This is a genomic window from Maricaulis sp. (assembly GCF_015665295.1).
GTDB lineage: Bacteria > Pseudomonadota > Alphaproteobacteria > Caulobacterales > Maricaulaceae > Maricaulis.
Genome location: NZ_JADFAJ010000016.1, coordinates 166,303 through 191,902, shown reverse-complemented (window position 1 = coordinate 191,902; position 25,600 = coordinate 166,303). Strand labels below are relative to the sequence as shown.

The 25,600-nt window shown below is 64.4% G+C and carries 27 protein-coding genes; 14 read left to right on the top strand and 13 right to left on the bottom strand.

The window, feature by feature from the left end; genetic code table 11:
* The 5 genes from QZZ02_RS09040 to rsmI all read right to left on the bottom strand — a co-directional run bounded on the left by QZZ02_RS09040 (window position 1) and on the right by rsmI (window position 4,766).
* Entirely contained in the window at window positions 1-1,530 is a 1,530-nt protein-coding gene (locus tag QZZ02_RS09040; RefSeq protein ID WP_291843807.1) for a YifB family Mg chelatase-like AAA ATPase, read from the bottom strand.
* A gap of 210 nt (window positions 1,531-1,740) precedes the next feature.
* Window positions 1,741-2,685, bottom strand: coding sequence for a glutathione synthase (gene gshB, locus QZZ02_RS09035; RefSeq protein ID WP_291843805.1), 945 nt, complete (start codon window positions 2,683-2,685; stop codon window positions 1,741-1,743).
* Window positions 2,685-3,377 carry a BON domain-containing protein gene (locus QZZ02_RS09030; RefSeq protein ID WP_291843804.1) on the bottom strand — a complete coding sequence of 231 codons (693 nt, stop codon included), beginning with the start codon at window positions 3,375-3,377 and terminating at the stop codon, window positions 2,685-2,687. Before QZZ02_RS09030 ends, gshB begins: the two co-directional genes overlap by 1 nt.
* A 106-nt stretch (window positions 3,378-3,483) precedes the next feature.
* Window positions 3,484-3,867, bottom strand: coding sequence for a YraN family protein (locus QZZ02_RS09025; protein WP_291843801.1), 384 nt, complete (start codon window positions 3,865-3,867; stop codon window positions 3,484-3,486).
* The gene (gene rsmI / locus QZZ02_RS09020) at window positions 3,864-4,766 is read right to left on the bottom strand and encodes a 16S rRNA (cytidine(1402)-2'-O)-methyltransferase (protein WP_291843798.1); all 903 of its coding nucleotides are present in this window, start codon (window positions 4,764-4,766) and stop codon (window positions 3,864-3,866) included. The genes QZZ02_RS09025 and rsmI overlap by 4 nt, the downstream gene beginning before the upstream one ends.
* Between rsmI and QZZ02_RS09015 the strand changes: the two genes are divergently transcribed.
* Window positions 4,765-6,114, top strand: a complete 1,350-nt coding sequence (locus QZZ02_RS09015; protein WP_291843796.1) for a penicillin-binding protein activator — start codon at window positions 4,765-4,767, stop codon at window positions 6,112-6,114. The genes rsmI and QZZ02_RS09015 overlap by 2 nt on opposite strands.
* Before the next feature lie 4 nt (window positions 6,115-6,118).
* Here the strand turns inward: QZZ02_RS09015 and hemW are convergent, their stop codons facing one another.
* Window positions 6,119-7,288, bottom strand: coding sequence for a radical SAM family heme chaperone HemW (gene hemW / locus QZZ02_RS09010; protein ID WP_291843793.1), 1,170 nt, complete (start codon window positions 7,286-7,288; stop codon window positions 6,119-6,121).
* Window positions 7,285-7,878 (bottom strand): RdgB/HAM1 family non-canonical purine NTP pyrophosphatase, encoded by a 594-nt coding sequence (rdgB, locus tag QZZ02_RS09005; protein ID WP_291843791.1) that lies wholly within the window; start codon window positions 7,876-7,878, stop codon window positions 7,285-7,287. Before rdgB ends, hemW begins: the two co-directional genes overlap by 4 nt.
* A gap of 381 nt (window positions 7,879-8,259) precedes the next feature.
* Here rdgB and QZZ02_RS09000 point away from each other — a divergent pair, with 381 nt between their 5' ends.
* Together QZZ02_RS09000 and QZZ02_RS08995 are read left to right on the top strand one after the other, a co-directional pair.
* A complete protein-coding gene (locus QZZ02_RS09000) occupies window positions 8,260-8,814 on the top strand; it encodes a DUF2975 domain-containing protein (protein WP_291843789.1) in 555 nt (184 codons plus the stop codon).
* A gap of 13 nt (window positions 8,815-8,827) precedes the next feature.
* Window positions 8,828-9,058, top strand: a complete 231-nt coding sequence (locus tag QZZ02_RS08995) for a helix-turn-helix transcriptional regulator (protein ID WP_075190226.1) — start codon at window positions 8,828-8,830, stop codon at window positions 9,056-9,058.
* 171 nt (window positions 9,059-9,229) lie between these two features.
* Here QZZ02_RS08995 and rph read toward each other — a convergent pair whose 3' ends face one another.
* A complete protein-coding gene (rph, locus tag QZZ02_RS08990) occupies window positions 9,230-9,946 on the bottom strand; it encodes a ribonuclease PH (protein ID WP_291843787.1) in 717 nt (238 codons plus the stop codon).
* Window positions 9,947-10,068: 122 nt separating this feature from the next.
* On the opposite strand from rph, the gene hrcA reads away from it, so the two are divergent.
* From hrcA to QZZ02_RS08975, 3 genes are all read left to right on the top strand, one after another.
* Window positions 10,069-11,148, top strand: coding sequence for a heat-inducible transcriptional repressor HrcA (gene hrcA / locus QZZ02_RS08985; RefSeq protein WP_291843785.1), 1,080 nt, complete (start codon window positions 10,069-10,071; stop codon window positions 11,146-11,148).
* Between the two features lie 7 nt (window positions 11,149-11,155).
* On the top strand, window positions 11,156-11,800 hold the full coding sequence (gene grpE / locus QZZ02_RS08980) for a nucleotide exchange factor GrpE (protein WP_291843783.1): 645 nt from the start codon (window positions 11,156-11,158) through the stop codon (window positions 11,798-11,800).
* A gap of 105 nt (window positions 11,801-11,905) precedes the next feature.
* Complete coding sequence (locus tag QZZ02_RS08975) at window positions 11,906-13,426, top strand: FMN-binding glutamate synthase family protein (RefSeq protein ID WP_366511523.1); 1,521 nt, start codon at window positions 11,906-11,908, stop codon at window positions 13,424-13,426.
* Between the two features lie 10 nt (window positions 13,427-13,436).
* Here QZZ02_RS08975 and QZZ02_RS08970 read toward each other — a convergent pair whose 3' ends face one another.
* Window positions 13,437-14,057: an alpha-ketoglutarate-dependent dioxygenase AlkB gene (locus tag QZZ02_RS08970; RefSeq protein WP_291843780.1), complete on the bottom strand. Its 621-nt coding sequence runs from the start codon at window positions 14,055-14,057 to the stop codon at window positions 13,437-13,439.
* Between the two features lie 366 nt (window positions 14,058-14,423).
* Here QZZ02_RS08970 and dnaK point away from each other — a divergent pair, with 366 nt between their 5' ends.
* The 6 genes from dnaK (at window position 14,424) to QZZ02_RS08940 (ending at window position 21,282) form a co-directional block, all read left to right on the top strand.
* On the top strand, window positions 14,424-16,334 hold the full coding sequence (gene dnaK / locus QZZ02_RS08965; RefSeq protein WP_291843779.1) for a molecular chaperone DnaK: 1,911 nt from the start codon (window positions 14,424-14,426) through the stop codon (window positions 16,332-16,334).
* A 61-nt stretch (window positions 16,335-16,395) separates the two neighbouring features.
* The gene (locus QZZ02_RS08960) at window positions 16,396-17,265 is read left to right on the top strand and encodes an FkbM family methyltransferase (RefSeq protein ID WP_291843778.1); all 870 of its coding nucleotides are present in this window, start codon (window positions 16,396-16,398) and stop codon (window positions 17,263-17,265) included.
* On the top strand, window positions 17,262-18,449 hold the full coding sequence (gene dnaJ, locus QZZ02_RS08955) for a molecular chaperone DnaJ (protein ID WP_291843777.1): 1,188 nt from the start codon (window positions 17,262-17,264) through the stop codon (window positions 18,447-18,449). Before QZZ02_RS08960 ends, dnaJ begins: the two co-directional genes overlap by 4 nt.
* A 73-nt stretch (window positions 18,450-18,522) precedes the next feature.
* On the top strand, window positions 18,523-19,650 hold the full coding sequence (locus QZZ02_RS08950) for a hypothetical protein (RefSeq protein WP_291843776.1): 1,128 nt from the start codon (window positions 18,523-18,525) through the stop codon (window positions 19,648-19,650).
* Complete coding sequence (dapB, locus tag QZZ02_RS08945; RefSeq protein ID WP_291843775.1) at window positions 19,647-20,471, top strand: 4-hydroxy-tetrahydrodipicolinate reductase; 825 nt, start codon at window positions 19,647-19,649, stop codon at window positions 20,469-20,471. The genes QZZ02_RS08950 and dapB overlap by 4 nt, the downstream gene beginning before the upstream one ends.
* A gap of 136 nt (window positions 20,472-20,607) precedes the next feature.
* Window positions 20,608-21,282, top strand: a complete 675-nt coding sequence (locus QZZ02_RS08940; protein ID WP_291843773.1) for a YafY family protein — start codon at window positions 20,608-20,610, stop codon at window positions 21,280-21,282.
* Between the two features lie 17 nt (window positions 21,283-21,299).
* Here QZZ02_RS08940 and QZZ02_RS08935 read toward each other — a convergent pair whose 3' ends face one another.
* From QZZ02_RS08935 to QZZ02_RS08920, 4 genes are read right to left on the bottom strand one after another with little or no spacing between them, the layout of a single operon-like run.
* Window positions 21,300-21,758: a VOC family protein gene (locus QZZ02_RS08935; RefSeq protein ID WP_291843772.1), complete on the bottom strand. Its 459-nt coding sequence runs from the start codon at window positions 21,756-21,758 to the stop codon at window positions 21,300-21,302.
* A gap of 16 nt (window positions 21,759-21,774) precedes the next feature.
* Entirely contained in the window at window positions 21,775-22,341 is a 567-nt protein-coding gene (locus tag QZZ02_RS08930; protein ID WP_291843771.1) for a hypothetical protein, read from the bottom strand.
* A 9-nt stretch (window positions 22,342-22,350) separates the two neighbouring features.
* A complete protein-coding gene (locus QZZ02_RS08925; RefSeq protein ID WP_291843770.1) occupies window positions 22,351-23,199 on the bottom strand; it encodes a methylated-DNA--[protein]-cysteine S-methyltransferase in 849 nt (282 codons plus the stop codon).
* A 10-nt stretch (window positions 23,200-23,209) separates the two neighbouring features.
* Complete coding sequence (locus tag QZZ02_RS08920) at window positions 23,210-23,773, bottom strand: DUF2244 domain-containing protein (protein ID WP_291843769.1); 564 nt, start codon at window positions 23,771-23,773, stop codon at window positions 23,210-23,212.
* Between the two features lie 100 nt (window positions 23,774-23,873).
* Here QZZ02_RS08920 and QZZ02_RS08915 point away from each other — a divergent pair, with 100 nt between their 5' ends.
* Window positions 23,874-24,497: a LysE family translocator gene (locus tag QZZ02_RS08915; protein ID WP_291843768.1), complete on the top strand. Its 624-nt coding sequence runs from the start codon at window positions 23,874-23,876 to the stop codon at window positions 24,495-24,497.
* Window positions 24,498-24,515: 18 nt separating this feature from the next.
* A complete protein-coding gene (nth, locus tag QZZ02_RS08910; RefSeq protein WP_291843767.1) occupies window positions 24,516-25,217 on the top strand; it encodes an endonuclease III in 702 nt (233 codons plus the stop codon).
* Window positions 25,218-25,600: the final 383 nt, after the last annotated feature.

Below are 25,600 nucleotides of genomic sequence, written 5' to 3'. Positions count from 1 at the left end.
TCAGGCCCGGGCCGGGCTGCCCGGCACCGGGCCCGAGCGTTGAAGGCCGCGGCGGCAGGACAGGGCTTCAGCGATATGGATACGCCGGACGGCTTCCTGCCCGTCGAGATCGGCGATGGTCCGGGCAACCCGCAGAACGCGATGATAGGAGCGCGCGGTCAGGGCGTGCTGGATCGCCGCCTCGTTGATCAGGGCCTCACCCGCCCGGTCCGGTGCGGCGGCATGATCGAGCAAGTCCGTCGGCAATTGGGCGTTGAGATGCCCGCGCGCTGACTGCGCCTCCCGGGCTGCAGAAACCCGCGCCGCAGCCTCGGCCGTACCCTCGGCCGGTGGCGGCAGGGCGAGATCGGCCGGCGTAACCGGCGGAACCTGTATTTGCAGGTCAATACGGTCAATCATCGGACCGGAAATGCGGGCCTGATAATCAATCGCGCAGCGAGCCCCGCGGCGACAGCTGGCGCCATCCACGCCGCCTCCACCGCAGCGACAGGGATTCATCGCCGCGACCAGCTGGAAGCGGGCAGGATAGGCAATATGCGCATTGGCTCGGGCCACGGTGATCGAGCCGGTTTCCAGCGGCTGGCGCAGGCTGTCGAGCACTTGCGGGTGGAATTCAGGGAGCTCGTCGAGAAAAAGAACGCCTCGATGGGCCAGCGAGGCTTCACCGGGCCGCGCCCGGCTGCCGCCCCCCACCATTGCCGCCATCGAGGCGGAATGATGCGGCGCGCGAAAGGGGCGCATCCGGGTCAGCCGGCCGCGTTCCAGCAGGCCGGCGACCGAATGGATCATCGACACGTCCAGCAGTTCCGGCGCGGTGAGCGGTGGCAGAAGACCGGGCAGACGCTCTGCCAACATGGATTTTCCGGAACCTGGCGGGCCGACCATCAGAAGATTGTGATTGCCGGCAGCAGCGATCTCGAGAGCGCGCTTGGCGCCTTCCTGGCCCTTGACCTGCCGGAGGTCGACATCGGGGCCGGCCTCGATCAACTCGCCCGGAGCCGGGCGATCGATCACCTGGCTTCCCTTGAAGTGGTTGATCAGCTGGATCAGCGTCGTCGGCGCGAGAATGGCCAGGTCTCCGCCAGCCCAGGCCGCTTCCGGACCGCAAGCCTCCGGACAGATCAGCGAACGCCCAGAGGCGTGGGCGGCGACTGCCGCAGGCAGGGCTCCGGGTGCAGGCCGGATGCGCGCGTCAGCGCCAAGCTCGCCGAATGCCAGATAGTCCTCAGCGACATCCTTGGGCAGAACATCCAGTTCCGCCAGTACACCAATTGCAATGGGCAGATCGAAATGTGCACCCTCCTTGGGCTGGTCCGCCGGCGCGAGATTGACGATCAACCGTTTGGACGGCAGCGACAGGCCGAGGGCGGAAAAGGCGGCCCGAACCCGTTCCCGGCTCTCCGCCACCGCCTTGTCGGCGAGGCCGACAATGGAAAAAATCGGCTGAGACCCGCCTGCAACCTGAACCTGCACATCCACAAGTCGGGCCTCGGCGCCGTGAAAGGCCACAGATGCTGTGCGAGCCGCCATGTCGAATCTCCCGGCATACCGGGGATTTGAATCACAGACAGCGGCCTGTGTCGCGCCCCGCCACCAGATGCGGCACAACGATTGCCGGAGACAACCCGCGCCAGTAAGCATCCGGCATCATTGGGTTTTCCACAGGCTCGCGCGCAACTGGATCAAAACAGGAACAAATCATGTACGATGAAGATGCACACGTCAAGCGTGCAGCTTGATCTAGCCGATACGTCGGTCGACCGCATCCCAGAAGGCCGCACAGGCATTGACCCCCGAGAAGCGGCGAAGCTCCTGGACGCCCGTCGGCGAGGTGACGTTGATTTCGGTCAGGCGGTCACCAATGACATCGATCCCGACCAGCACGAGGTCACGCTGCTTGAGAGTCGGCCCGATTGCCTCGCAGATCCGCATGTCGCTGGCGGTCAGCCCGGACGCCTCGGCGACCCCGCCGACATGCATGTTCGATCGTGTTTCACCGGTTTGCGGTACCCGGTTGATGGCACCGACAGGCTCTCCGTCGATGATCAGGATGCGCTTGTCACCAGCCGAGACCGCCGGCAGGAAAGCCTGGGCGATCACGGGTTCGCGCGACATGGCGAAGAAGGTCTCGAGCAGGGCGGAAAAATTGCCGTCACCCGGCTTGAGGCGAAAGACCCCTGCGCCGCCATTGCCGTAAAGCGGCTTGATGATGATGTCCTGATGTTGGTCCCGAAAGCCGGCGAGGGCAGTGAGGTCGCGGGTGATCAGGGTCGGCGGAATGATGTCGGGAAAGAGTAGCGGCAGGATCTTTTCCGGGCTCGACCGGACCCAGAACGGATCATTGAGCACCAGGGTTTCACCCTTGAGCATTTCCAGGAGATGGGCCGCCGTCTGATAGGCCATGTCAAAGGGCGGATCCTGGCGCATGAGGACCACATCAACATCGCTTGCCAGGTCCAGTACGCACGGTTCGCCGAGTTCGGCATGGTCGCCCTGGACATGTTTCACGCGAACCGGTCGCGCCCGCGCCAGGATCCGGCCTTCCCGCCAGGCGAGCTGGTCGGGATGATAGACGTAGAGTTCAGCGCCCCGGGCCTGGGCCTCTTCCATCAGGGCGAACGTGGTGTCGGCGTCCACATTGACCGTCTCGATCGGGTCCATCTGGACCGCAACACGCCATGCCATCATCTCGTCTCCGGTCCACCCAGCAATTGTGGTCCGGAGTTAGGGGGGCTGCCGCCGGATTCAACCCCGGGATTGGCTTCACCGGCACACGCTTCGGCGCGCCGCTCGCCGCGGGCAGGCAGATTGGTCGGCACACCGGCAATCCGGACGTAGGACACCACTTCCTGAACGCCTTCCACCAGCGAGGCATGAGCACTGGCGCGCTCGAGTTCACCGCGATTGCGCGCAACACCGAGCAGATAGACGCGACCGGCCCGGGTCTCGACATTGAAATTGATGGAACGCACGGCACGGTCGGAAATCAGCCGCCCGTTCACCCGTGCCGTGATCTCCGCATCACGGGTCCGGTCGCGAAAACCCTGACCGCTGCCGATTTCGATCTCATTGGCGACATTGCGCACGGCCACCGAGGTCCAGGCGAGGCATTCGGCCATCAAGCGATCATCCTCGCGCGGCACACGCCCGGTCAGAAGCGCTATTCCTTCGGTCACCTCCACATCCACCCCGTCCAGCGCAAAGCCTTCAGATCGCAGCATGGCGGACTTGATCGAGACTGAGGCATTGGTGTCGTCCAGCTGGCGCCCGATCGACCGCTCCTGGCCAACAGACCCCACAGAACTGCAAGCCGCGGGGGCCAGCCCGACAAGACCGGCGAGACAGAGGGTGGTGATCAAAGAAAGACGGTCGGCCATGCACGAAACTCCTGTCGAATCGCCCGCGCCCCAGCTTAGTCATTTGCAGACGCGCTACCATGACAAGTCGCGGCGCGCAGGCCAAGCGCCATCGCGCAAGCGGTACTCACAGCAGATCACGCGCTCCATCTCCGGGTATCCAGGCTGCGCGCCGGTGTTGTGGCCAGCGCCCGGGCGCAACGAGGAAAAGGTCATAGCGCAAATGAAGCGCTTTCAGGGCGGGCCGCGAGGCGCGCCAGATTGACGCCGCCCGGGTGATGCGAGCGCGCTGGCGCGGCCCGACAGAGTCGAGTGCCTGTTCGATGCTCGGTCGAGCCTTGACCTCGACAAAAACGAGGTAGTCGCCGTGTCGAGCTACCAGGTCGATCTCGCCCGCCGCAGTGCGGGCACGGTGATCAAGCAGGCGATAACCCTTGGCGACCAGCCAGGCCATGGCCAGCCGCTCCGCCCAGCGGCCGCGGGCTTCCGCCTGCCGCCGCGCCCGGCTCACCGCTCCTGATCCCGGTCCTTGAGCGCGAGCGCCCGGGCATAGACATCGCGGCGGGGCCAGCCGGACGCTTCGGCGACATGACTGGCCGCTTCCTTCACCCGCATGTCCTCCAGGGCCGCGCGCAGCGCGACATCAATCCGGCCGGCATCCCAGTCATCGGCGGCGGGCGGTCCGACGACAATGACCACTTCGCCGCGCGGCGGGCCCGCCTCGGCATAATGCGCCGCGAGCTCGGTCAGGGAACCACGTCGCGCTTCCTCATGCAGTTTCGTCAGCTCGCGACAGACCGCCGCCGGCCGGTCACCCAGCACCTTGGCCAGGCTGGCTACCATCGCAGGCAGGCGCGACACGCCTTCGTAGAAGACCAGGCTTCCGGGCACATGACGGAAAGCATCCAGCCAGGCCTCGCGCGGACCGGTCCTTTGCGGCGGGAAGCCCGCGAAGGTGAAGCAGTCTGTCGGCAGGCCGGCAATCGCGAGCGCCGCGAGGACGGCGGAGGCGCCGGGAATGGCGATCACCGGAATATCTGCGGCGATGGCATCCCGGGCCAGCTTGTAGCCGGGGTCGGAAACGAGCGGCGTGCCAGCATCCGACACAAGGGCAACCCGCTTGCCGGCCGCCAGATCAGCAAGAATTCTGGGCCGGACCCGCTCGCCATTATGATCGTGATAGGCCGTGAGTTCGACGCGCAGGCCATAAGCGTCGAGCAATCGCCTGGTCACGCGGGTGTCCTCGGCGAGCACGCGATCTGCCTGTCCAAGGACATCAAGCGCGCGAAGCGTGATGTCGCGCAGATTGCCGATCGGCGTTGAAACGAGGTAGAGCCCCGGCCCGAGCGCTTGCCCCTTGCCGCTGCGGCGGATAGCTTCGCCAAGAATTTCCCGGGATGTTTCGGTCATGCTTTCAGTCTTCAATTCGCGTATCGCCCTGTCGATGGACACATTGGCACAAAGCCGGGGCCTGCGCTGCCTCGCTGTCATTGCCATGCTTGGAGCGCTCGCCGCCTGCGGGACGACCCAGACCACTCCGCCACCGCCAGTCTATATTCCGCCGGAGCCGGTGATAGACGAGCCTGTCGATATTGAGCCCGAACCGGTCGATGAACCGGTCGCCACAGGCCTCATCCCGCCGCACATGGCGGAGCGGGACATCGCCCGCGTCGCCCTCCTCCTGCCCTTTTCGGCCGACAATTCCGGGGCACGATCGGAAGCGCTTCGCCTGCTCAATGCGGCCGAGCTGGCCCTGTTCGAACGCGGCAGCGGCAATCTCTTGCTGATCCCCAAGGACACGCAGGGCACACCGCAGGGCGCGCGATCGGCTGCGCTGGCGGCCGTTGAGGACGGGGCTGACATCATCATCGGACCGCTGTTCGGCCCCGCTGTGGCTTCCGCCGCACTGGTGGCGCGGCAGGCCGACATCCCGGTTATCGCCTTCACCACCGACACGACCGTGGCCGGCGATGGCGTCTACCTGATGAGTTTCCCGCCCGAGATCGAAGTGGCCCGCATTGTGGAATACGCCACCCGTCAAGGCGTTGAACGCTTCGCCTATCTTGGCCCACAGAGCCGCTATGGCATGGCCGTTTACGCGTCCCTGCAGGAAAATGCCGCCCTGACCGGCGGCCATATTGCGGCGGAAAGCTTTTACACCGGCGATGTCGAGGCCATGTCACGAGCCTCGGCGCGACTGGCACAAGGCGTGTTCGAACCGCTGACACCGGAAGAAGCCGATGAATTGCGGGGCGAGGCCTGGGTCCCGGACCCGGAGGCGCCCTTCCAGGCCGTGATCCTTCCCGAAGGCGGTACACGGCTACGCGCGCTGGGGCCGCTTCTTATCTCTCAGGCTGTCGATCCGCTGGTCGTCCGCTTCCTCGGCACCGGCCTGTGGAATGATCCGGACCTGCTGCGCGAGCCGGCCTTGCATGGTGGCTGGTTTGCCGGCCCGGACCTGGATGCCCGCACCTCGTTTGAAACCGCCTATGAAGCCGCCTTCGGCAACGAACCGTCGCGCATTGCCAGCCTGGCCTATGACGCGATGAGCCTGGCGGCGCATCTCGATGGTGGCGAACTTGGCTTCAGCCGTGCCGCGATCGAGGAAGAGCAGGGCTTTCTTGGCGCCGACGGCCTGTTCCGCTTCGTGGGAACCGGTCTGATCGAGCGGGGTCTGGCGATCTATGAAGTCCGGTCGCGCGGCCTGCGCGAGATCGAACCGGCACCGCTGACCTTCGAACCCGTCGAGGCTTTCTAGCTGCTCACGGCAATATCTCACGCGTAACCCGGTCCGCCAGAAGTCGGCCAGCAGTCGTAAGGCGGATGCGCGTCCCGTCCCGGACCAGAAAGCCGCCTTCGACCATCCGGTCGATTCCCGCCGCGTCCGGCTGGCATCCTGTGGTCACGGCAAGATGATCGAGATCCAGGCCTTCGGTGACACGAAGCCCGAGAAAGGCCCGCTCGATCATGTCGTCCAGCGGCGCGAGCATTTCGCGCCCGTCCGCTGCCAGGCCCGACCCGGTACGCGCCACACGATTGATATAGTCGGCGGGCCTTCGGCTGGCTGTGGTCGCGATCCGCCCATCCTGCGTGCTGCGCCCGAGCCGGCCGTGCGCGCCGGGTCCGACACCGATCCACTCACCGCCTTCCCAGTAGATCCGGTTGTGGATCGAGCGGTCGGCAGCGCTGCGGGCATGATTGGAGACTTCGTAGGCAGGAAAGCCGGCGGCTTCACACATCTCGCCCGTCAGCTCGTAGAGATCGGCAGCGCCGTCTCCGTCCACGGCGAGGGTCTCGCCCCGCTCGGTTCGCTTGCCGAAGGCCGTGCCCGGCTCGATGGTCAGCTGATAGGCCGAGACATGACCTGCACCGCTGGCCAGCGCCTCGCCCAGCTCGGCACGCCATTCGGGCAGGGTCTGCCCTGCGTGGGCATAGATCATGTCGACCGAGACCCGGTCGAACGCTGCCAGGGCCCGGTTGATCGCCTGACGTGCCCCGGCGCCATCATGGTCACGACCGAGGGCTGCAAGGACCGGATCGTCGAAACTCTGAACCCCCAGCGACAAGCGCCGGACGCCGGCCGCGGCAATGCCGTCAAAGCGAGCCTGATCGTTCGGATTGGCCTCAAGGCCAATTTCGGCGCCCGCCTCCAATCCCCAGAGCCGGTCCGCCGTCTCGATCACCGCGGCGATCCAGGCGGGTTTCATGAGCGAAGGTGTACCGCCGCCGAAATGCAGGCTTGCGAGCGATCTCGGTCCGCTGTGGTCCCGCCAGCTCGCCATGTCCGCCAGTATCGCGGCGAGCAACGCCTCATCATCCCCCTTGGGGCGATAGACGTTGAAATCGCAATAGGGGCAAATTCGCGCACAAAAGGGCCAGTGCAGGTAAAGGCCCAGTGCCCGGCCAAGATCGGTCGGCGCGGGATTGGTCATCGCTGGACACCCGCTGCGATCATCGCATCGAGTGCGCGGGCGCGATGGCTGAGCTGGCGTTTCTCGTCGGCGCTCATTTCACCAAAGGTGCGGTTATGGCCAACCGGCTGGAAGACCGGGTCATAACCAAACCCATCCGGCCCGCGAGGCGGCCAGACGATCTCGCCTTCAACTTCGCCTTCGAAAAAGACGATGTCCTCGCCGGGCCTCGCGAGCGCTATCGTACAGACAAACCGGGCAGTCCGGTTACCACTGCCCGACGCGGCAAGCGCATCTTCGACCCGCTGCATGGCACGCATGAAGTCCCGCGGCTCACCCGCCCAGCGGGCGGAATGGATGCCCGGATCACCCCCCAGTGCATCAACCGCCAGACCGGAATCGTCAGCCAGGCAGGGCAGCCCTGTTGCCTCGCAGGCGGCGCGGGCCTTCAGCGCCGCGTTGCCGCGAAATGTCGTCTCGGTTTCTTCCGGTTCGGGAAGCGCAAGGTCATGGGCGCTCTTCAGGGTTACGCCGAACGGCGCGAGGATACGCTCCATCTCCTTGATTTTACCGGCATTATGGCTCGCCAATACCCAGGTTTCCTGGCCCATTTCTGCCCTCCAGATCGATCCAATTTATCGCCTTTCGAAAAATTCATATCGAAAAACGATATTTTTCGCTTGCGCCCCGCAAACTTTCTGTTTATCGATAAACAACAAGGGCGGGAGACGTCGTCCGAACAACATGAATGACAACGGTAATTGGTCAGATACAAGACAAAGGAAACAGTGAAATGGTCAGGTCCAACAATTCAGGCATTCACATGATCGGCTCTATCGCGATCAATCTGATGCTTCTCGTCGCAGTCGGCGCCGGCGCGTTCTACGCCATTGCCCCGGTCGCGGCATGATGAAAAAAGTCGCGTGAGGTCCGGGGTCCCGGAATAGGGTCAACGGACCTCACGTGCGACGCCTAAAAGGGAAGGGGCGGCTATGAAGGCACTGGGAAGCGGATCACTGGCATCCGTTTTGAAGGTAGTACTGGACGTTGTCTGGTATCTGGCCTGGGGCCTTCTGGGTTTTTCAGCCCTCGTCCTGGTCGCGACAGCGGCTACCCTGCTGATGGACTGGCTCGGCTATTCGCCCAGCTTCGTCACCCAGTTTTTCGATGCCGTCCGGAATCATGGATGGGTCTACCCGATCTTCGTCGCCGAGATCGTCGCTTTTCTGGTCGTGATCGACCGGCTGCGCCGCATTTTCTCGACCCTGATCGCCGGCGATCCCTTCGTGCCGGAGAATGCCGGGCATTTGCGCGTCATCGCGATTGCCATCGCCGCCTACCAGATTCTGCGCCATGTCACCCAGGGCGCTGTCGCCATGATCCTGACACTGCTGGATATGGACAATCCGGTGGTTGGCGGGCTCGAGCTGGCCGGTGTCGGCGGAATCGATCTCGGGGCCTGGTTTGCCGTAGTGGCACTGCTGGTCCTGGCGGAAGTTTTCCGCGAAGGCGCGCGGATGCGCCAAGAACAAAAACTGACGATTTAGGGAGACGCACACCATGCCCATTCGCGTCACTCTTGATCGCATGCTCCTCGAGCGCCGCATGTCGCTGACCGAACTCTGCGACCGTGTCGGTATCACCATGGCCAACCTGTCGATCCTCAAGACAGGCAAGGCCAAGGCTGTCCGCTTCTCGACCCTGGAAGCGCTTTGCCGCGAACTGGGTTGCCAGCCCGGCGACCTGTTGAGCTTCGATGATGAGGATGATGACGCCGACGCGGCCGAATAGGCGCGCGCGTCACTCACGAACCGCCGGCCCTCGGGTCGACGGGACAGACGGCGGGGGTGGGCCTGCACGGTAGCCCCTTCCCAAAGAGGCCGTGCGGGCCGTTTCCAGCCCCCCAGCGCGCCCCCGCCGTCTGTTCTTTAATTCACCCGGCTTCCGCCACCAGTGCAAGCACTATCCCTTCAGTGCCGCCAGTTGCGCCGCGCACAGATCGGTCACGCCGGCCTTGGCGAGGGCGAAGAGGAGGTCGAAATCGGATTCCGGGATCGGCCTGTCTTCCGCCGTGGCCTGGATCTCGACAATCCCGCCCCGGTCAGTCAGCACGAAATTGGCATCAGCCTCGGCGCGGCGATCTTCCTCATATTCAAGGTCGAGCCGGGCTTCACCGTCGATGACACCGCAGGAGATGGCGGCGAGCTGGCCGTGCACAGGGTCCTCGGCCAGCACACCTTCCTCGATCAGATAGGCGGTCGCCTGCTTGAGCGCGACCCAGGCGCCGGTGATGGCCGCCGTGCGTGTGCCGCCATCGGCTTGCAGGACGTCGCAATCGATCGTGATCTGGCGTTCACCGAGCGCCTTCAGATCAACAACCGCCCGCAGCGAGCGGCCGATCAGGCGCTGGATTTCCTGGGTCCGGCCGGATTGCTTGCCGGCGCTCGCCTCGCGGCGCGAGCGCGAATGCGTGGCGCGCGGCAACATGCCGTATTCCGCTGTTACCCAGCCCTTGCCGCCACCTCGCAGCCACGGCGGGATATTGTCTTCCACCGAGGCCGTGCACAAGACATGCGTGCCGCCGAAACGGGCGAGACAGGACCCTTCGGCGTAAAGCGAGGCGCCAGCCTCCAGGCTGATGTCACGCATGGCGTCGCGGGCGCGTCCATTGGGTCTCATGCTCGTCTCCGGTGTCGGTGCTGTCCTGGCCCCGCTCCTAGCGGCGATGGCGACGGGCTTCAAGCGGCAAGCGCGCGCAAAGCGGATTGAACCCGGGCGCGGGCACGACTAATTGAGAAGGGATGTCCCAGACTGTTCCGCAATCGGCCCTGGCCGCGCTGGATGATCGCATGCGCACGATCTTTCGCGAGATCGTCGAGGCCTATCTGCGCTCCGGCGACCCGGTCGGCTCCCGCACCCTGTCGCAAAGCGGCAATTTATCCCTGTCCCCGGCCTCGATCCGCAACACCATGGCGGACCTGGCCGATCTCGGCCTTCTGAGTGCGCCGCACTCCAGCGCCGGCCGCATGCCGACCCATGCCGGGCTCCGGCTCTTCGTCGACGGGCTGTTGCAGATCGGCGAGCTGTCAGCCGACGAGCGCCAGGCGATCGAGGGCCGCGTCTCGGTGTCCGGCCGCTCGACCCAGGACCTGCTGGGCGAGGCGACTTCGCTGCTCGGCGGCCTGGCGGGCGGTGCCGGTCTGGTCATCACCTCCAAACGCGAAGCGCCGCTGCGCCATGTTGAATTCGTGCCGCTCTCCTCGGTCGAGATGCTGGCCGTCCTGGTGTTCGAGGACGGCAGTGTCGAAAACCGGCTCATGCGCTCGCCCGACGGGATTCCGCCAGCGGCGCTGATCGAGGCCGGAAACTATCTTTCGACGCGCCTGAAAGGCCGAACCCTCAGCGATGCCCGCAAGGTCATCGAGCTGGAGATCGCCGAGCGGCGCTCAGCACTGGACGGGGCGGCTGAAAGCCTGGTCAAACGGGGTCTGGCCGACTGGAGCGGCGGCCAGAGCCGGGAGCGCTCGCTGATCGTGCGGGGCCAGGCCCGCCTGCTGGAAAGCCTTGATGCCGCCGGCGACCTCGAGCGCATCCGCCTGCTGTTCGAGGACATCGAGCGCAAGGAAGAGCTGATCACCCTGCTGGACAAGGCGCGGGACGCCCAGGGTGTGCGCCTCTTCATCGGCGCCGAAAACCCGCTTTTCAGTCTGTCGGGTTCCAGTGTGATCGTGGCTCCCTATATGAATGCCGAACAGGAAATCATCGGGGCGCTGGGTGTAATTGGCCCCACACGTTTGAACTATGCCCGTGTTATCCCCCTCGTCGACTACACCGCCCGTGTGGTCGGACAGATACTGGATGGCGCGCGATCGCGAGAGTGAAGACAAGATGAGCGACACAGAGAACAAGCCGCAAAACGACACCGAAACCCCTCAGGACGACACCGCAAAAGCGGAGGCCGCGGCCAATGCCAATTCGGCTCAAGCAGACGCGCCGGTCGCGGATGATCCAATCCCCAAGCTGACCGCCGAGCTCGATTCCATGCGCGACAAGCTGCTGCGCGCCCTGGCCGAGGCCGAGAATGCCCGCAAGCGGGCGGATCGCGATGTCGCCGACGCGCGCAGCTATGCTGTCTCCAGCTTTGCCAAGGACATGCTCGACATTTCCGACAATCTGACCCGCGCCGTGAGCGCCGTCGATGAGGCCGCCCTTGCCGATGCGCCGGACGCCGTGAAGAACCTGGTCGAGGGCGTCGCGATGACCGAGAAGGCCATGGCGACCAAGCTGGAGCGCCACGGCGTCAAGAAGGTCGATCCGCAACCCGGTGACGCTTTCGATCCACACAAACACCAAGCCGTTGCCCAGATCCCGTCCGACCACGGGGCAGGCACGATCGCCGCCGTCATGCAGACCGGTTTTGTGATTGCGGACCGCACCTTGCGCGCCGCCATGGTCGCCGTCTCCTCCGGCCCGGCGGCCGGCAATGGTGACGCGTCGGGTGGTTCAGGCGGCAATGTCGACATGAAGGCCTGAGCGCACACGAGGCATCACACCCGCGTCATGCGCGCCGCTACCTCTCGCATCACGATCGATGTCGGGTCATGATGCGTTGCGCACAAGCGGGAGAGTTCCATGACGATGCTGCCTGGCTGGGCAATGGATGCGATGAACATCCTGACCCAGGTTTTCATTCTGGCCATAGGCCTGGCCGTGCTCGTGGCATTCGGCATGTATGTCGTCGACCGTCTGCAAACGCGCGATGCGATCCGGCGCAACTACCCGGTCGTCGGACGTTTCCGGTCGCTTTTTACAACCCTGGGCGAGTTCTTCCGGCAATATTTCTTCGCGATGGACCGCGAGGAACTGCCCTTCAACCGGGCCGAGCGTGATTGGGTCTACCGGTCATCGCAAGGCAAGGGCGGCACCATCCCTTTCGGATCGACCAAGCCAATGGACAAGCCGGGCACGGCGATTTTCGTCAATTGCCCCTTTCCCCTGCTCGACGACCATGCCGCAGAAGCCCAGCCACTGCGCGTCGGACCCCAGGCCCGCACGCCCTATGACGCCCCCTCCTTCTTCAACATCTCCGGGATGAGTTATGGCGCTCTGTCGAAACCGGCCGTGCGGGCGCTGTCACGCGGGGCGGCGAAGGCCGGGATCTGGATGAATACCGGCGAGGGAGGGCTGTCGCCGATGCATCTGGAGGGTGGCTGCGACATCGTCTTCCAGATCGGCACGGCGAAATACGGCGTGCGTGATGATCAGGGCGGCCTCTCAGACGAGAACCTGCGCCGGGTTGCCGGTCACGAACAGGTCCGGATGTTCGAGCTCAAGCTGTCGCAGGGCGCCAAGCCGGGCAAGGGTGGCATCCTGCCGGCAGAAAAGGTGACCCGCGACATTGCCAGGATTCGCGGCATCCCTGTCGGACAGGCCTCGATCTCACCCAACCGGCATCCCGAGTTCGACGATATCGGCGGCTTGCTCGACATGATCGGTCATATCCGTGAGGTGACCGGCAAGCCCGTCGGATTCAAGGCGGTGATCGGCGCCTATGGCTGGATCGAGGAGATGTGTGTCGAGATCACCAAGCGTGGACCTGACAGCGCCCCGGATTTCTTCACCATCGACAGCGGTGATGGCGGTACCGGCGCGGCCCCGATGGCGCTGATGGACAATGTCGGCCTGACCATTCGCGAGAGCCTGCCGATCGCCGTTTCCCTGCTCGAGCGCTACGGCCTGAAGGAGCGCATCCGCGTGATCGCATCCGGCAAGCTGTTGACGCCGGGATCTGTTGCCTGGGCCCTCGCGGCTGGAGCCGATTTCATCCAGTGCGGCCGCGGCTTCATGTTCTCGCTCGGCTGCATCCAGGCGCTGAAATGTCACAAGAATACCTGCCCGACGGGCGTGACGACCCACGACAAGCGCCTGCAACGCGGTCTGGTCGTCAAGGACAAGGCGGAGCGGGTCGCTGAATACGCCAACACGGTGCGCAAACATGTCGAGATCATCGCCCATTCCTGCGGCGTGCCAGAGCCCCGCCGGCTCGGTCGCAAACATGTCCGGATCGTGCAGGCCAATGGCCGCTCCCTGCCGATGACCGCGCTGAGCTATCTGCCCGATGACGAGGCGCCGAACCGGGAGGTGCCGGGCCAGGCCTGACATTTGCGACCTATGCCCGTTTCACCCGTCGCATTGTCAGATTGATGCGGCCGCCACCAGGGAAGGCCTCTGGAGGCAGCAAGGTCGACGTGCCCGGATAAATCCGGTCAACGCCGTGATAGCAAGACCGTGCTTCGTCGCCGAGAACCACGACATCGCCCGATGACAGGACCATGGAGCCTGTCTTGCCCCCGCGCCTTTGGCCACCGAGCCGGAAGCGCGCCTTGTCGCCGAGCGAAATGGAGACAACGGCAGCGTCTGTCGCTTCCTCGTCCCAGTCGACATGCATCCCCATACGACTGTCCGGCGCGTACCAGTTGACCAGACAGGCTTCAGGCAGGGCGGGATAATCCGCCACTTCCTGCCAGAGTTCGGTCAGCAGGGCGGGCATTTCCGGCCAGGGCGATCCCGTTTCAGGATGGGTGGGCTCATAGCGGTAACCATCCCGCTTGTCGGTCACCCAGCCCAACGAGCCGAAATTCGTCATCGTGACGGACAGCGGCTGCCCGGTTCTCGGCATGGACGGCCGCCAGAAAGGCGCCGTGTCTTGCGCAGCGATGACTGCGTCGATCAGTACCGCCTGTTGCTGTCGGGACAGTCGGCCAGGCAGAAGGCGAAAGCCGGATGGCATGGAAAATGCTGCGCTCATCCACCCAAGATGGGGTGCATCAGGGCCTCTGACCACCCGCTCCCTGAGGCAACTCAGCCGGAACCCGCAAGCGCCGCGAACCTGCAGGACGGTCCTTGAGTCATATCAAATGCGTATGGCTCATATGCGATGCAGCTGACGCAGCCCTTGCACTGTATCTCCCGCCTCCCTAAATCGCCCACTGAGCGCGGGGTTATTCCCGCGAACATTTGAACCAGACCGGTGTCGGCACACCGGTATCATCAATGACGATCCCGAAGGGGACAGTCAGCGGGATGTGGGGTGCTTCATTTGAAGGCCGCGCATTCGCCGGACGGGTCCCGCTTGGAAAAAACGGAGAAGCGATCAATGAGCAAGGTTATCGGCATCGACCTGGGTACGACCAATTCCTGTGTGGCTGTTATGGAAAGCGGCCAGGCGAAGGTCATCGAGAATTCAGAAGGCGTCCGGACCACCCCGTCCGTCGTGGCCTTCACGGAGGATGGCCAGCGCCTTATCGGCCAGCCGGCGAAACGCCAGGCCGTCACCAATCCCGACTACACCTTCTTTGCCATCAAGCGCCTGATCGGCCGCATGATGGACGACCCGACGGTCAAAAAGGACATCGACATGGTGCCCTACAAGATTGTCCCGTCGGACAGCAATGATGCCTGGGTCCAGGGTCGCGACAAGAAATATTCCCCGTCGGAAATCTCTGCCTTCACTCTGCAGAAGATGAAGGAGACCGCGGAAAGCTATCTCGGCGAAAAGGTCGAGAAGGCCGTGATCACGGTTCCGGCCTATTTCGACGATGCCCAACGCCAGGCCACCAAGGACGCGGGCAAGATTGCCGGCCTTGAAGTCCTGCGCATCATCAATGAGCCGACCGCGGCGGCCCTGGCCTATGGCCTCGACAAGGGCGAGAACAAGACGATTGCCGTCTTCGATCTCGGCGGCGGCACATTTGACGTCTCGGTCCTGGAGATCGGTGACGGCGTGTTCGAAGTGAAGGCCACCAATGGTGACACCTTCCTGGGCGGTGAAGACTTCGACATGCGCATCGTCCAGTACCTCGCGGACGAGTTCAAAAAGGAAAGCGGCATCGACCTGAAGGCCGACAAGCTGGCTCTCCAGCGCCTGAAGGAAGAAGCCGAGAAGGCCAAGAAGGAACTCTCTTCGGCCACCTCGTATGAAGTGAACCTGCCCTTCATCACGGCCGATGCCTCGGGGCCGAAACACCTCAATATCAAGCTCTCCCGCGCCAAGCTGGAAGCCCTGGTCGAGGATCTGGTCAAGCGCACGCTGGAGCCCTGCAAGAAGGCGCTCAAGGATGCCGGCCTGAGCCCGTCCGACATTGACGACATCGTTCTGGTCGGCGGCATGACCCGCATGCCCAAGGTGCAGGAGGCCGTGAAGGGCTTCTTCGGCAAGGACCCGCACAAGGGTGTGAACCCGGATGAAGTCGTTGCCATGGGTGCCGCCATCCAGGCCGGCGTCCTCCAGGGCGATGTGAAAGACGTACTCCTGCTCGACGTGACCCCGCTGTCGCTGGGTATCGAAACGCTGGGTGGTGTCTTCACCCGCCTGATCGAGCGCAATACAACGATCCCGACCAAGAAGTCGCAGACCTTCTCGACCGCCGATGACAACCAGACTGCGGTGACCATCCGCGTGTCGCAGGGCGAGCGCGAAATGGCGGCCGACAACAAGCTCCTGGGTCAGTTCGACCTGGTTGGCATCCCGCCGGCACCGCGCGGCCTGCCCCAGATCGAGGTCACTTTCGACATCGACGCCAACGGCATTGTCAACGTGTCTGCCAAGGACAAGGCGACCGGCAAGGAGCAGGTCATCCGGATCCAGGCTTCCGGCGGCCTGTCGGACGATGATATCGAGCAGATGGTCAAGGATGCCGAGGCCAATGCCGAGGCGGACAAGAAGAAGAAGGAACTCGTCGAGGCCCGCAATGGTGCCGAGGCGATGGTCCATCAGACCGAAAAACAGCTCGAGGAGTTCGGCGACAAGGTGCCCGGTGAAGACAAGGGCGCCATCGAGGCGGCTTTGAACGAGCTGAAAGAAGTCAAGGATGGCGAAGATCTTGAAGCCATCCAGCAGAAGACCCAGGCCCTGGTCCAGGCAGCCATGAAGCTCGGCGAGGCCATGTATGCGGCCCAGCAGACCGAAGCGGCTGAATCCGATGCCAAGTCTGACGCCGAAGGCGATGATGACGTCGTCGATGCGGAGTTCTCCGAAGTCGACGACGACAAGAAGAAAGACGCGTAAGGTCCGGTTTTGACCGGGAGGGTTCCGTCCCCTCCCGGTCCAAGCCCTGCAAGGCCCGGCCATGACCCGTCCCGATCCCCTGACTGCTCCGTTCGGAGCCTTCGCCCTCTCGCCCCTGGCCGAGCGGTTCCGACGTCTGCCTATGGCGATGCCGAGTGATGCGCTGCGGCGCAGCGCCGAATCCGTCGTGCGACGGGCGCTGATGTCAGGCGGCCGTGACATTGCGGATATCGAGGTCTTCCCCGGCCAGTTTGCTCGCGTCCACCTTCGCGATAATCGGTGCGAGAAACGCGTCTTTGCCGGCTCGAAAAGCTGGGACAGCGCCGAGCGTCGCGCCATTCGCGAGGCGATGGTCGCCAAACCGGCCGGTGAAACCTTCGTCTTCGTCGATGCCGGCGCCAATGCCGGTCTCTACACGCTGTCCGTTCTGGCCGATGCGGCTGTCCAGTCGCGTCCCGTCCGAGCAATCGCGATCGAGCCGGACATCGAGAACCGGCGTCGGCTGGAGTTCAATCTGGCTGTGTCCAAGGCGTCAGCTGTGACCGTTCTGCCCTACGCGCTCGGCGCTGAAGAGGGCGAGGGCGCGATGGTCCAGTCGGCCACCAATCGCGGCGAGGTCCATGTGGCCAGTGGCGGCGAGACCGGCGACGCGATCCGCCTGCGCCCGCTGGGCGCGGCCCTGACCGAAGCCGGCACTGACCGCGTTGACGTGATGAAAATGGATATCGAGGGCTTCGAGGAGCCTGTCCTTAACGGCTTCTTCGCGGAATCACCGCGCAGTCTCTGGCCGACCATGATCCTTCTGGAGACCCGGCATGAGGCTGCCATTACCGATGGCGCCGCCGGTCTCTGTCTTGAACACGGCTACACGGTAGCCCAGCAAATGCGGCAGAACGCAGTACTGGTTCTGCCTACAGGTGACCTGTCATGAGCAAGCGTGATTTCTACGAAATCCTGGGTGTCGAGAAGACCGCCGACGAAAAGACGCTGAAGAGCGCCTATCGCAAACAGGCGATGAAATTCCACCCGGATCGCAATCCCGGCGACGCGGCCGCCGAGGCCCAGTTCAAGGAAGTCGGCGAGGCTTATTCCGTCCTTTCCGATCCTGACAAGCGTGCCGCTTATGACCGCATGGGGCATGCCGCCTTCGAGCAGGGTGGCATGGGCAATGGTCAGGGTCCGTTCGGCGGCGGTGGCGGAGCGGCCGATTTCGCGGATATTTTCGAACAGGTCTTCGGCGATGCCTTCAATATGGGCGGCGGCATGGGTGGCCGGCGTGGCGGACGCGGTCATTCCGGCCCGGCGCGCGGCGCCGATCTTCGCTTCGACCTGGAAATCAGCCTGGAAGACGCATTCCACGGCAAGGACGAGACCATCAAGGTCCCCACCGCCATGCATTGTGAGCGTTGCGATGGCCAGGGCAATGAACCCGGCACGGAGCTGGAAAGTTGTGGCACCTGTCAGGGTGCCGGACGTATCCGTCGCTCGCAGGGTTTCTTCACAATGGAACAGACCTGCCCGCAATGCGGCGGTCGTGGGCAGTATGTGAAAACACCCTGCCAGGACTGTGATGGCGTTGGCCGGGTCCGCAAGACCCGCACGCTCAATGTCACCGTGCCCGCAGGCGTCGAGGATGGCACGCGCATTCGCCTCGCTGGCGAGGGCGAAGCCGGGGCCCGTGGCGGGCCGCGCGGCGATCTCTACATATTCATCTCGGTGCGCGCCCACGATCTGTTCGAGCGGGACGGGCCCAATCTCTATTGCCGGACACCCGCTTCGATGGTTCAGGCGGCGCTCGGCTGCTCCATCCAGGTGCCGACCATCGAGGGCGGCAAGGCAGAGATGAAAATTGCTGAAGGCGCTCAGACCGGCAAGCGCATGCGCATGCGCGGCAAGGGCATGCCACGCCTGCGTGGCGGGCCGCGCGGTGACATGATTGTCGAGCTCTTCGTCGAGACCCCGCGCAATCTGTCTGACCGCCAGAAGGAGCTCCTCAAGGAGTTCTGCGACCTGTCCGGCGAGGGCTGCAATCCAGACAGCGCCGGCTTCTTCAACAAGGTCAGACAGTTCTGGGACGACGTCACCACCGATGACGGCCGGCCAAATGCCGGCTGAAAGCGGTCGGACTCATCCTGATTTTTGCCTGACAGGATGACAATCGCGACCGGAACAGCTTACCAATCGGGGCATGGCGCCACGAAACAACTCTCCGACCGACGCATCCGCAGGCAAGCCTGAGCAACCGGCCTATTTCCAGCCGGCCGAAGTCCGACTCTATGCGGCCTCGCCGATGGGCTTTGCAGCCACCACCGCGCTGATTTTCGCCCTCGTGTACGGCTTCTACCTGCTCGTTGCCACCTTCACCCAGCGCCCACCCGTGTTTGAGACCGATGACCAGGGCCAGCTTGTCCTGACGCAGGTCGCCTGGATCGGTTTTGTGCTGTCGCTGATTTTCACCGCCGGCGTCGCCTTCACCGAGTCCGGTCGCCAGATGTGGGCTCGCGAACGGGATGCCCTGCTCGCTGCCGTCCATGCAGATGGTGAGGCCTCGGTGCACGGGCTGGACTCCGGCATTCAGCACAGCTGGCGACCGCGTTATCTCAGCATGTTCATCATGGGCGCGCTCGGCGGTCTCGGCTTCAATGTCTTCATGATGTTTTCAGGCGGTTTCGGCGTCTGGGCCTATATCAACTCCGTCGGTTTCTGGTTTCTGGTCACCTCGCCCCTGCTCTACGGGATCGGGTTTCGCGCGTGTGTCGACGTGGCGCGGGAAAGCGGCGCCATCAAACAATTGATCCGAGACCATATCGAGATCGACCTCTTCCATCTCGACCGCCTGGCCGTCTTCGGGCGGATCGGGCTTCGCGCCGCGCGGTCGTGGATGATCATGGCGGCCATCCTGCTGCTCTTCCTCGTCAATCCGAACAATCCGGAACAGATTGTCGATGCTCGCCAGCTCTGGGTAACCGTTCCGATCGTATCGATCTCGGTTCTGGGTGGCCTCTTCCTGCTGACCAGCTCCATCCATCCGGTGCACAAGAAGATCTGTGCCGCCAAGGCGGCCGAGCTCAATCGCATCCATACCGAGATGGCGCGCCAGCGGGTCGCCGCGCTGGCCGGCGATGCCGAGGCCGCATCCGCCCTGGCCGGTTTGACCGACTATGAGGTCTGGGTCGACGCCCGCCCGGAATGGCCTGTATCGGGTGGCGTGACGACACGCTTCTCGCTCTATATCCTTTTACCCATCCTGCCGATTGTCGGCTCTTACCTGTTCGAGAAGCTGGCAGACCAATTCGTGACTGGAGGCGTGGTTTGACCTCACCCATTCGTGTAGCTGTGCTGGGCCCGACAGGGCGCCTGGGCAGCGCCATTTGCCGCGCCTTGCTGGACAATCCCGACTTTGCGCTCGCCGGCGCGGTCGTGCGCGCCGAATCCTCGGCTGCGGGCGAAGACATTGGCGCCTGGCTGGGCGGCGAGGCCGTCGGCTGCCGCGCGGAGACGGCGCTCGAACACGCTGTCCACGATGCCGATATCGTCATCGATGCCAGTCTGCCGGGCATGACCGTCGCGGCCGCGGAACGCCTGGCCGGCCTCGGAGGTCCGGCCCTGATCACCGGCGTCACCGGTTTCAACGCGGGCCAGATGAAGCGCCTCGAGACATGCACCGACCGGCTCGCCATCCTGATGGCCGGCAATTTCTCGCTGGGCGTTGCCGTGACCGAGGCGCTGGTGCGCGAAGCGGCGCGATTGCCGGCCGAGACCTGGGACATCGAGGTCCATGAGACGCACCACAAGCGCAAGGCCGACGCGCCATCCGGCACGGCGCTCATGCTGGCGCGCACCGCGGCCGAGGCACGCGGCGAAACACTCGAAGACATCGCCACCTGGAGCCGCGAAGGCACGACCGGACCGCGCAGACCGGGCACGATCGGCTTTGCGGTGTCGCGCGGCGGATCGGTGGTGGGTGAGCATTCGGTTCGCTTTCTCGCGGACCTGGAGGAGATCACGATCTCCCATCGCGCCCTCGACCGCTCCATTTTCGCCCGCGGCGCACTGGAGGCCGTGCGCTGGATGACCAATGGTGGCAAGGATCGACCCGCCGGCCGATACACCATGCAGGATGTCATTGCCGGCTGATCCCGGCCCTTTTCCGGTCCCGTTCCTCTCGCCAAACCCCTGACATCTCCCGCATGTTGCACGTGAAACAGGCTGTATTGCCGCAATAGGCAAATCCTGACATCATCCCGCCAGCATAAAATTGCAGGAGGTGTCAGTGCGCCGCGCCGAGCGTCTTATCCGCATTGTCCAGGCCCTGCGCGAAGCCGCGCCGGGTGCCGTCACCGCCCATGAGATGGGCTCGCGTTTTGAAGTCTCAGAACGCACCATCTATCGCGACATCGCGCATCTGATCGGATCGGGCGCGCCGATCGATGGCGAGGCCGGTGTCGGTTATGTCCTGCGGCCCGGTTTCGACCTTCCGCCGCTGACCTTCTCTTTCGAACAACTCGACGCACTGGCCCTGGGCGCCCGCCTCGTGAAGGCAACCGGCGACAAGGACCTGGCCTCGGCCGCCAATGAGGCCTTGGCCAAGATCGAACATGCCCTGCCGGACACGCATCGCCAGCGCCTGCGCAATGTGCCACTGTTCGCCGCCTTCCTGGACGAGACCGTACGCCCGGAAGCCTTCGGCCCGGTCCGCAATGCCATTGCCAACAAGCGCAAGCTGCGGGTGCGCTACCAGTCGCTCGCCGACGACACGACCGAACGCGTCATCCGGCCGCTGGCCCTGACCTGTTTCGGCCGCGTCTGGTTGCTCTCGGCCTGGTGCGAGCTACGCAATGATTTCCGCCATTTCCGCACCGACCGCGTCGAACGCCTGACCGTGCTGGCAGAGAGTTTCGAGGACGAGCCCGGCAAACGCTATGAGGACATGCGGCGGGCGGCTTGAGCCAGACCGAACCTGCCCTACCAGCTCCCGCTATTCTCCATCGAGGCCCACGGCTCTTGCGGCGGCAGGTTGTCGCCGCGCTGGAGGAGTTCGATGGAGATACCGTCTGGTGAGCGCACAAAGGCCATGTGGCCGTCGCGCGGCGGGCGGTTGATCGTGACGCCCATGTCCATCAGGCGCTGGCAGGTGTCATAGACATTGTCCATGCGATAGGCGAGATGGCCGAAATTGCGGCCGCCCTGATAGTCTTCCGGATCCCAGTTATGGGTCAGCTCGACGCAGGGCAGGCCCTCGGGGATCTTGCCGCCGGTATAGCCGGCCGCTGCGACATCTTCCGGCGTGGCCAGGAAAACCAGGGTGAAACGGCCCTTTTCACTGTCATAGCGGCTGATCTCGATCAGGCCGAGACCTTCGCAATAAAAGCGGAGGCTGGCATCGAGATCCGTGACCCGGACCATGGTGTGAAGATAGCGCATGAAAATCCCCTGAATTTCAGTTGTCCGTCGAACCGGCCGTATCGGCATTGCCACCAGACAGGGCCTTCACCGCCCATTTGGGGCGTTTGCGCGGAATGACAATGTCATCGAGCGGTTCGCCGCGGGCTCGGGCCAGCGCCGGATAGAAGTTTTCCGGTGTGCGGGCGTGGTGGATTCGGGCGACGACAGCGCCAGCCAGGGCCCAGCAGCCGCACAGTCCGAAGAACATGTAGAACATCCAGGGATAATAACCGATATCATACCAGGGCCCGCCATCCAGCGTCATGACGATATAGGGCCACAGCGCGATCAGCCCGATCGCGGCGGGCGGGGTTACGGCGATTGCGAGCAGCAGGGCGGCTGCGATGTAAAGCGCGCCGCGCGGCTCGTGCGAGGAGACATAGATGCGCTCAAAGGTTTCCGCATCGACGCCCTTGATGGTCCCGGCCTTGGTTTGCCGGCGCTCGGCGTATTCAAGGCGGGCATCGTCCATCAGCGATCGCCGGGCGGCGAGCCAGCTCAGAAAAAACGCAGCGGCAGCAAGAAGCGCGGCCGCAGCCGCATAGACAAAGGGATTGCTCATCCCGTCAATTTACCCCCTTGCGGCCTCATAGGCGAGCATGGCGCGCTTGCGTTCCACACCCCAGTGATATCCCGTGAGTTTGCCATTGGCAGCGAGCACACGGTGGCAAGGAATAAGCCAGGAGACCGGATTGGCCCCCACAGCGGCGCCGACAGCCCGTGAGGCCTTCGGCGTGCCGACCTGCTCGGCGATCGACTTGTAACTCGTCACCGCGCCGGGCGGGATCGTCAGAAGGGCGCGCCAGACCTGGCGCTGCCAGGGCGTGCCATAAAGCGCGAGCGGCAGTTTTTCCGGCCCGGTCGGCGTGAAGATCCGCTCCGCCCAGCGGCGCGCCAGCGTGTCGTCGCGCTGGTAGCTCGCAGCCGGATAGCGCGCCTCGAGATCGGCAAACCCGCTTTCGACATCAGGGTCGGCAAAGGCCATCGCCGATAGCCCGCGCGGTGCAATCAGGAGCACGGCGTCCCCGAAGGGCGAGGGCGCCACGCCCCATTGAAACGCCAGCCCCGCCCCGCGTCGGCGGGCATCGCCGGGGGTCACCGCCTCGTGGGCGATGAAGAGGTCGTGCAGGCGTCCGGGTCCGGACAGCCCGGCCTCAAAGGCGGCGTCGAGCACGCAGGCCCCGCCCTCCAGCGCTTCGCGAGCAGCATCATGGGCAAGCGCTCCGACGAATTTCTTCGGTGAGACACCCACCCAGCGCGTGAAGACACGCTGGAAATGGTGCGGGGAAAGACCGGCCGCCCGGGCAGCACGGTCGAGATCCGGGTGGTCGCGCCAATTGTCGCCGAGAAAGGCAAGCGCCCCGGCGATCCGGTCATAATCGCGTGACGACGCGTCGAGGGTGTAGAGATCGGCTGTCATGAGACTGAGTTTACGCGCTCGCCGGATCGGCTCCACCCGGTTCTTGCGGCCCGCTCCAGGATTGTCGGGCACGCTCAATCGCCGCCCCCAGCGCCGTCGCGAATTCCCCGCGTTCCGGCGGGCTGAGGAACTGGCCGAGCACCAGCGCCTTGCCGTGCGCCACCAGCGCGACCTGCGCATGATGCGCCTGGGGATCGACCAGGCGGAGCCTCACCCAGGCGGTGGGCAGGCGATAACGGCGGCGATGCCCGGTCGGATGCTGACGCACCACTTCGATATCGCGGCCATCGACCCGGACGAATTCCCGGGCCCGACCGTCGCGATAGGAAATCCTGAAAGCCAGCCAGACCAGGAACACGTCGAGCCCGAAAAAGGGCAGGACCGGCCAGGCCCCGATGGCCAGATAGAAAATGCCAGCCGTGAAGGAGATCGTGCCGATCGCGATCATCAGCGCGATAAAGGCCGGATTGGCCAGCGAACGGTTGGGCGCCAGCTCGGCCTGCATGAAGACCGGCCCGTCATGACGTTCGGGCGCAGAAGCCTCGGCTGGCCAAGTTTCAAGGATCGTCTTCATGACCGACAAGATAGGACAGCCTCCGGCGATTGCCACGTGACGATTTGCCGGATGCTGTTTGTCTGGTGACGTCGGCGGGATTTCTGCCTAAGCCGAACGGATGAGCGCCGCCCTGACCCCCTTTCTGGCATTTGCCCTGACCGTTCTGGTGATCGAGCTGACGCCCGGCCCCAATATGGCCTGGCTGGCGGTGTTGAGTGCCGATCGCGGTCGGCGGGCCGGCTTTGCCGCCGTGCTCGGCGTGGCAAGCGGCCTCGCCATCATCGGCCTTCTGGCTGCCTTGGGCTTGTCGGCGATGATCGCCCGTACACCCTGGATGTTCGAGATCATGCGCTATGGCGGCTCACTCTACCTGCTCTGGCTGGCCTTCCAGGGTTGGCGCGGTGCCGGCGAAAACTCGCCGGCCCGGCTCGATGGCAGTTTGCGCCGCCATTTCCGCGACGGGCTGGTAATCAACCTGCTCAATCCCAAGGCCGGCCTGTTCTATCTCGTCGTCCTGCCCGATTATATCCGGGCCGGTCTGCCGGCCCTGCCGCAAGCGGTCGGACTGACGGCCGTCTCCGTAGCCGTTGCCACCACGATCCATGTCGGCATCGTCCTGCTGGCCGCCCGGGCAGCAAGCTGGCTGCAGGACCCGGCCCGAACCCTCTGGTTTCGCCGCGCGCTGGCGGTCATGCTGGCGATGATCGCGATTTGGCTGTTCCTTGACAGCGCCCCAGCCTGATACGACGGGAGAACACCCATGCCAGCCGGCCCTGCCAAGCCGAAGAAGCCCGCCAAACGCGGCCCGCGCGGACTCACTCGCGAACAGGCCCACGACCTGATGGCGCGGCTGGCCCAGGATCGGCCCGATCCGAAAACCGAGCTCGACTACACCAATGCCTACACGCTTCTGGTCGCCGTTGCCCTGTCGGCCCAGGCCACCGATGTCGGCGTCAACAAGGCGACGAAGCTGTTGTTCCAGGAGGCCGATACGCCGGAAGGGATGGTCGCGCTGGGCGAGGATCATGTGCGCGACCGGATCAAGACGATCGGCCTGTTTCGCAACAAGGCCCGGAATGTCATCGCCCTGTCACACCAGCTGATCGAGAAACATGGCGGCGAAGTGCCTGCTGACCAGGCGGCTCTGGAAGCCCTGCCGGGCGTCGGTCGCAAGACCGCCAATGTGGTCATGAACGAGGCCTTTGGCGTGCCGACCATCGCTGTGGACACCCATATCTTCCGCGTCTCCAATCGCACGAAACTGGCGCCGGGCAAGGACCCGCTGGCGGTCGAGCTGCGGCTGGAGAAGATCATGCCGGACGAGTTCCGCCAGGGCGCGCATCACTGGCTGATCCTGCATGGCCGCTATCTGTGCAAGGCCCGCAAGCCGGAATGCTGGCGCTGCCCGGTCGAGGATATCTGCCAGTTCAAGGACAAGACCCCGGCGCCGAAGGGCGCGTAACCCACCGCTTTGGCAGATCGGGGACAGGTACAATTAACGGCATGCGTTAATTGTACCTGTCCCCTTTTAGGCACGACGTTGGCTCCGCACGCCGAAACGTCGGAGAGATGGGAGGGGAACGGGATGCCGGCCAATGCCGTCAACCGGTTTGATTTGAATAACGTGACATCGCCGACATCCCGTTCGCGGAGTTTTCCCGGGCTGTCTCCACCCCGTTTCCAATGCGGCCGGTACATGGGGTCGGTCGTTTAGTGCCCCTGGACCGGTTCGCAGGCCCTGCCGGAGTTTCGGGCTGTCACCCCCGAGACGCGGACAGGCTCCGCTCGCTTCCGGGCACAAGTGACTGAGCTCGTGCCTCCCGTCCCGAAAACCGAGGGCATTAT

Bases quoted from the DNA above. Each gene is read 5' to 3' on its own strand.
- QZZ02_RS08970 (WP_291843780.1), bottom strand. From the start codon at position 14,057: ATGCCATCCGGCTTTCGCCTTCTGCCTGGCCGACTGTCCCGACAGCAA.
- QZZ02_RS08975 (WP_366511523.1), top strand. From the start codon at position 11,906: ATGCTGCCTGGCTGGGCAATGGATGCGATGAACATCCTGACCCAGGTT.
- QZZ02_RS08995 (WP_075190226.1), top strand. From the start codon at position 8,828: ATGCCCATTCGCGTCACTCTTGATCGCATGCTCCTCGAGCGCCGCATG.
- hemW (WP_291843793.1), bottom strand. From the start codon at position 7,288: ATGACCAATCCCGCGCCGACCGATCTTGGCCGGGCACTGGGCCTTTAC.
- QZZ02_RS08915 (WP_291843768.1), top strand. From the start codon at position 23,874: ATGAGCGCCGCCCTGACCCCCTTTCTGGCATTTGCCCTGACCGTTCTG.
- QZZ02_RS09040 (WP_291843807.1), bottom strand. From the start codon at position 1,530: ATGGCGGCTCGCACAGCATCTGTGGCCTTTCACGGCGCCGAGGCCCGA.
- QZZ02_RS08960 (WP_291843778.1), top strand. From the start codon at position 16,396: ATGACCCGTCCCGATCCCCTGACTGCTCCGTTCGGAGCCTTCGCCCTC.
- dnaJ (WP_291843777.1), top strand. From the start codon at position 17,262: ATGAGCAAGCGTGATTTCTACGAAATCCTGGGTGTCGAGAAGACCGCC.
- gshB (WP_291843805.1), bottom strand. From the start codon at position 2,685: ATGGCATGGCGTGTTGCGGTCCAGATGGACCCGATCGAGACGGTCAAT.
- rdgB (WP_291843791.1), bottom strand. From the start codon at position 7,878: ATGGGCCAGGAAACCTGGGTATTGGCGAGCCATAATGCCGGTAAAATC.
- rsmI (WP_291843798.1), bottom strand. From the start codon at position 4,766: ATGACCGAAACATCCCGGGAAATTCTTGGCGAAGCTATCCGCCGCAGC.
- QZZ02_RS08935 (WP_291843772.1), bottom strand. From the start codon at position 21,758: ATGCGCTATCTTCACACCATGGTCCGGGTCACGGATCTCGATGCCAGC.
- QZZ02_RS08925 (WP_291843770.1), bottom strand. From the start codon at position 23,199: ATGACAGCCGATCTCTACACCCTCGACGCGTCGTCACGCGATTATGAC.
- QZZ02_RS08950 (WP_291843776.1), top strand. From the start codon at position 18,523: ATGGCGCCACGAAACAACTCTCCGACCGACGCATCCGCAGGCAAGCCT.
- dnaK (WP_291843779.1), top strand. From the start codon at position 14,424: ATGAGCAAGGTTATCGGCATCGACCTGGGTACGACCAATTCCTGTGTG.
- nth (WP_291843767.1), top strand. From the start codon at position 24,516: ATGCCAGCCGGCCCTGCCAAGCCGAAGAAGCCCGCCAAACGCGGCCCG.
- grpE (WP_291843783.1), top strand. From the start codon at position 11,156: ATGAGCGACACAGAGAACAAGCCGCAAAACGACACCGAAACCCCTCAG.
- QZZ02_RS09000 (WP_291843789.1), top strand. From the start codon at position 8,260: ATGAAGGCACTGGGAAGCGGATCACTGGCATCCGTTTTGAAGGTAGTA.
- QZZ02_RS09030 (WP_291843804.1), bottom strand. From the start codon at position 3,377: ATGGCCGACCGTCTTTCTTTGATCACCACCCTCTGTCTCGCCGGTCTT.
- hrcA (WP_291843785.1), top strand. From the start codon at position 10,069: ATGTCCCAGACTGTTCCGCAATCGGCCCTGGCCGCGCTGGATGATCGC.
- rph (WP_291843787.1), bottom strand. From the start codon at position 9,946: ATGAGACCCAATGGACGCGCCCGCGACGCCATGCGTGACATCAGCCTG.
- QZZ02_RS08930 (WP_291843771.1), bottom strand. From the start codon at position 22,341: ATGAGCAATCCCTTTGTCTATGCGGCTGCGGCCGCGCTTCTTGCTGCC.
- QZZ02_RS08920 (WP_291843769.1), bottom strand. From the start codon at position 23,773: ATGAAGACGATCCTTGAAACTTGGCCAGCCGAGGCTTCTGCGCCCGAA.
- QZZ02_RS09015 (WP_291843796.1), top strand. From the start codon at position 4,765: ATGCTTTCAGTCTTCAATTCGCGTATCGCCCTGTCGATGGACACATTG.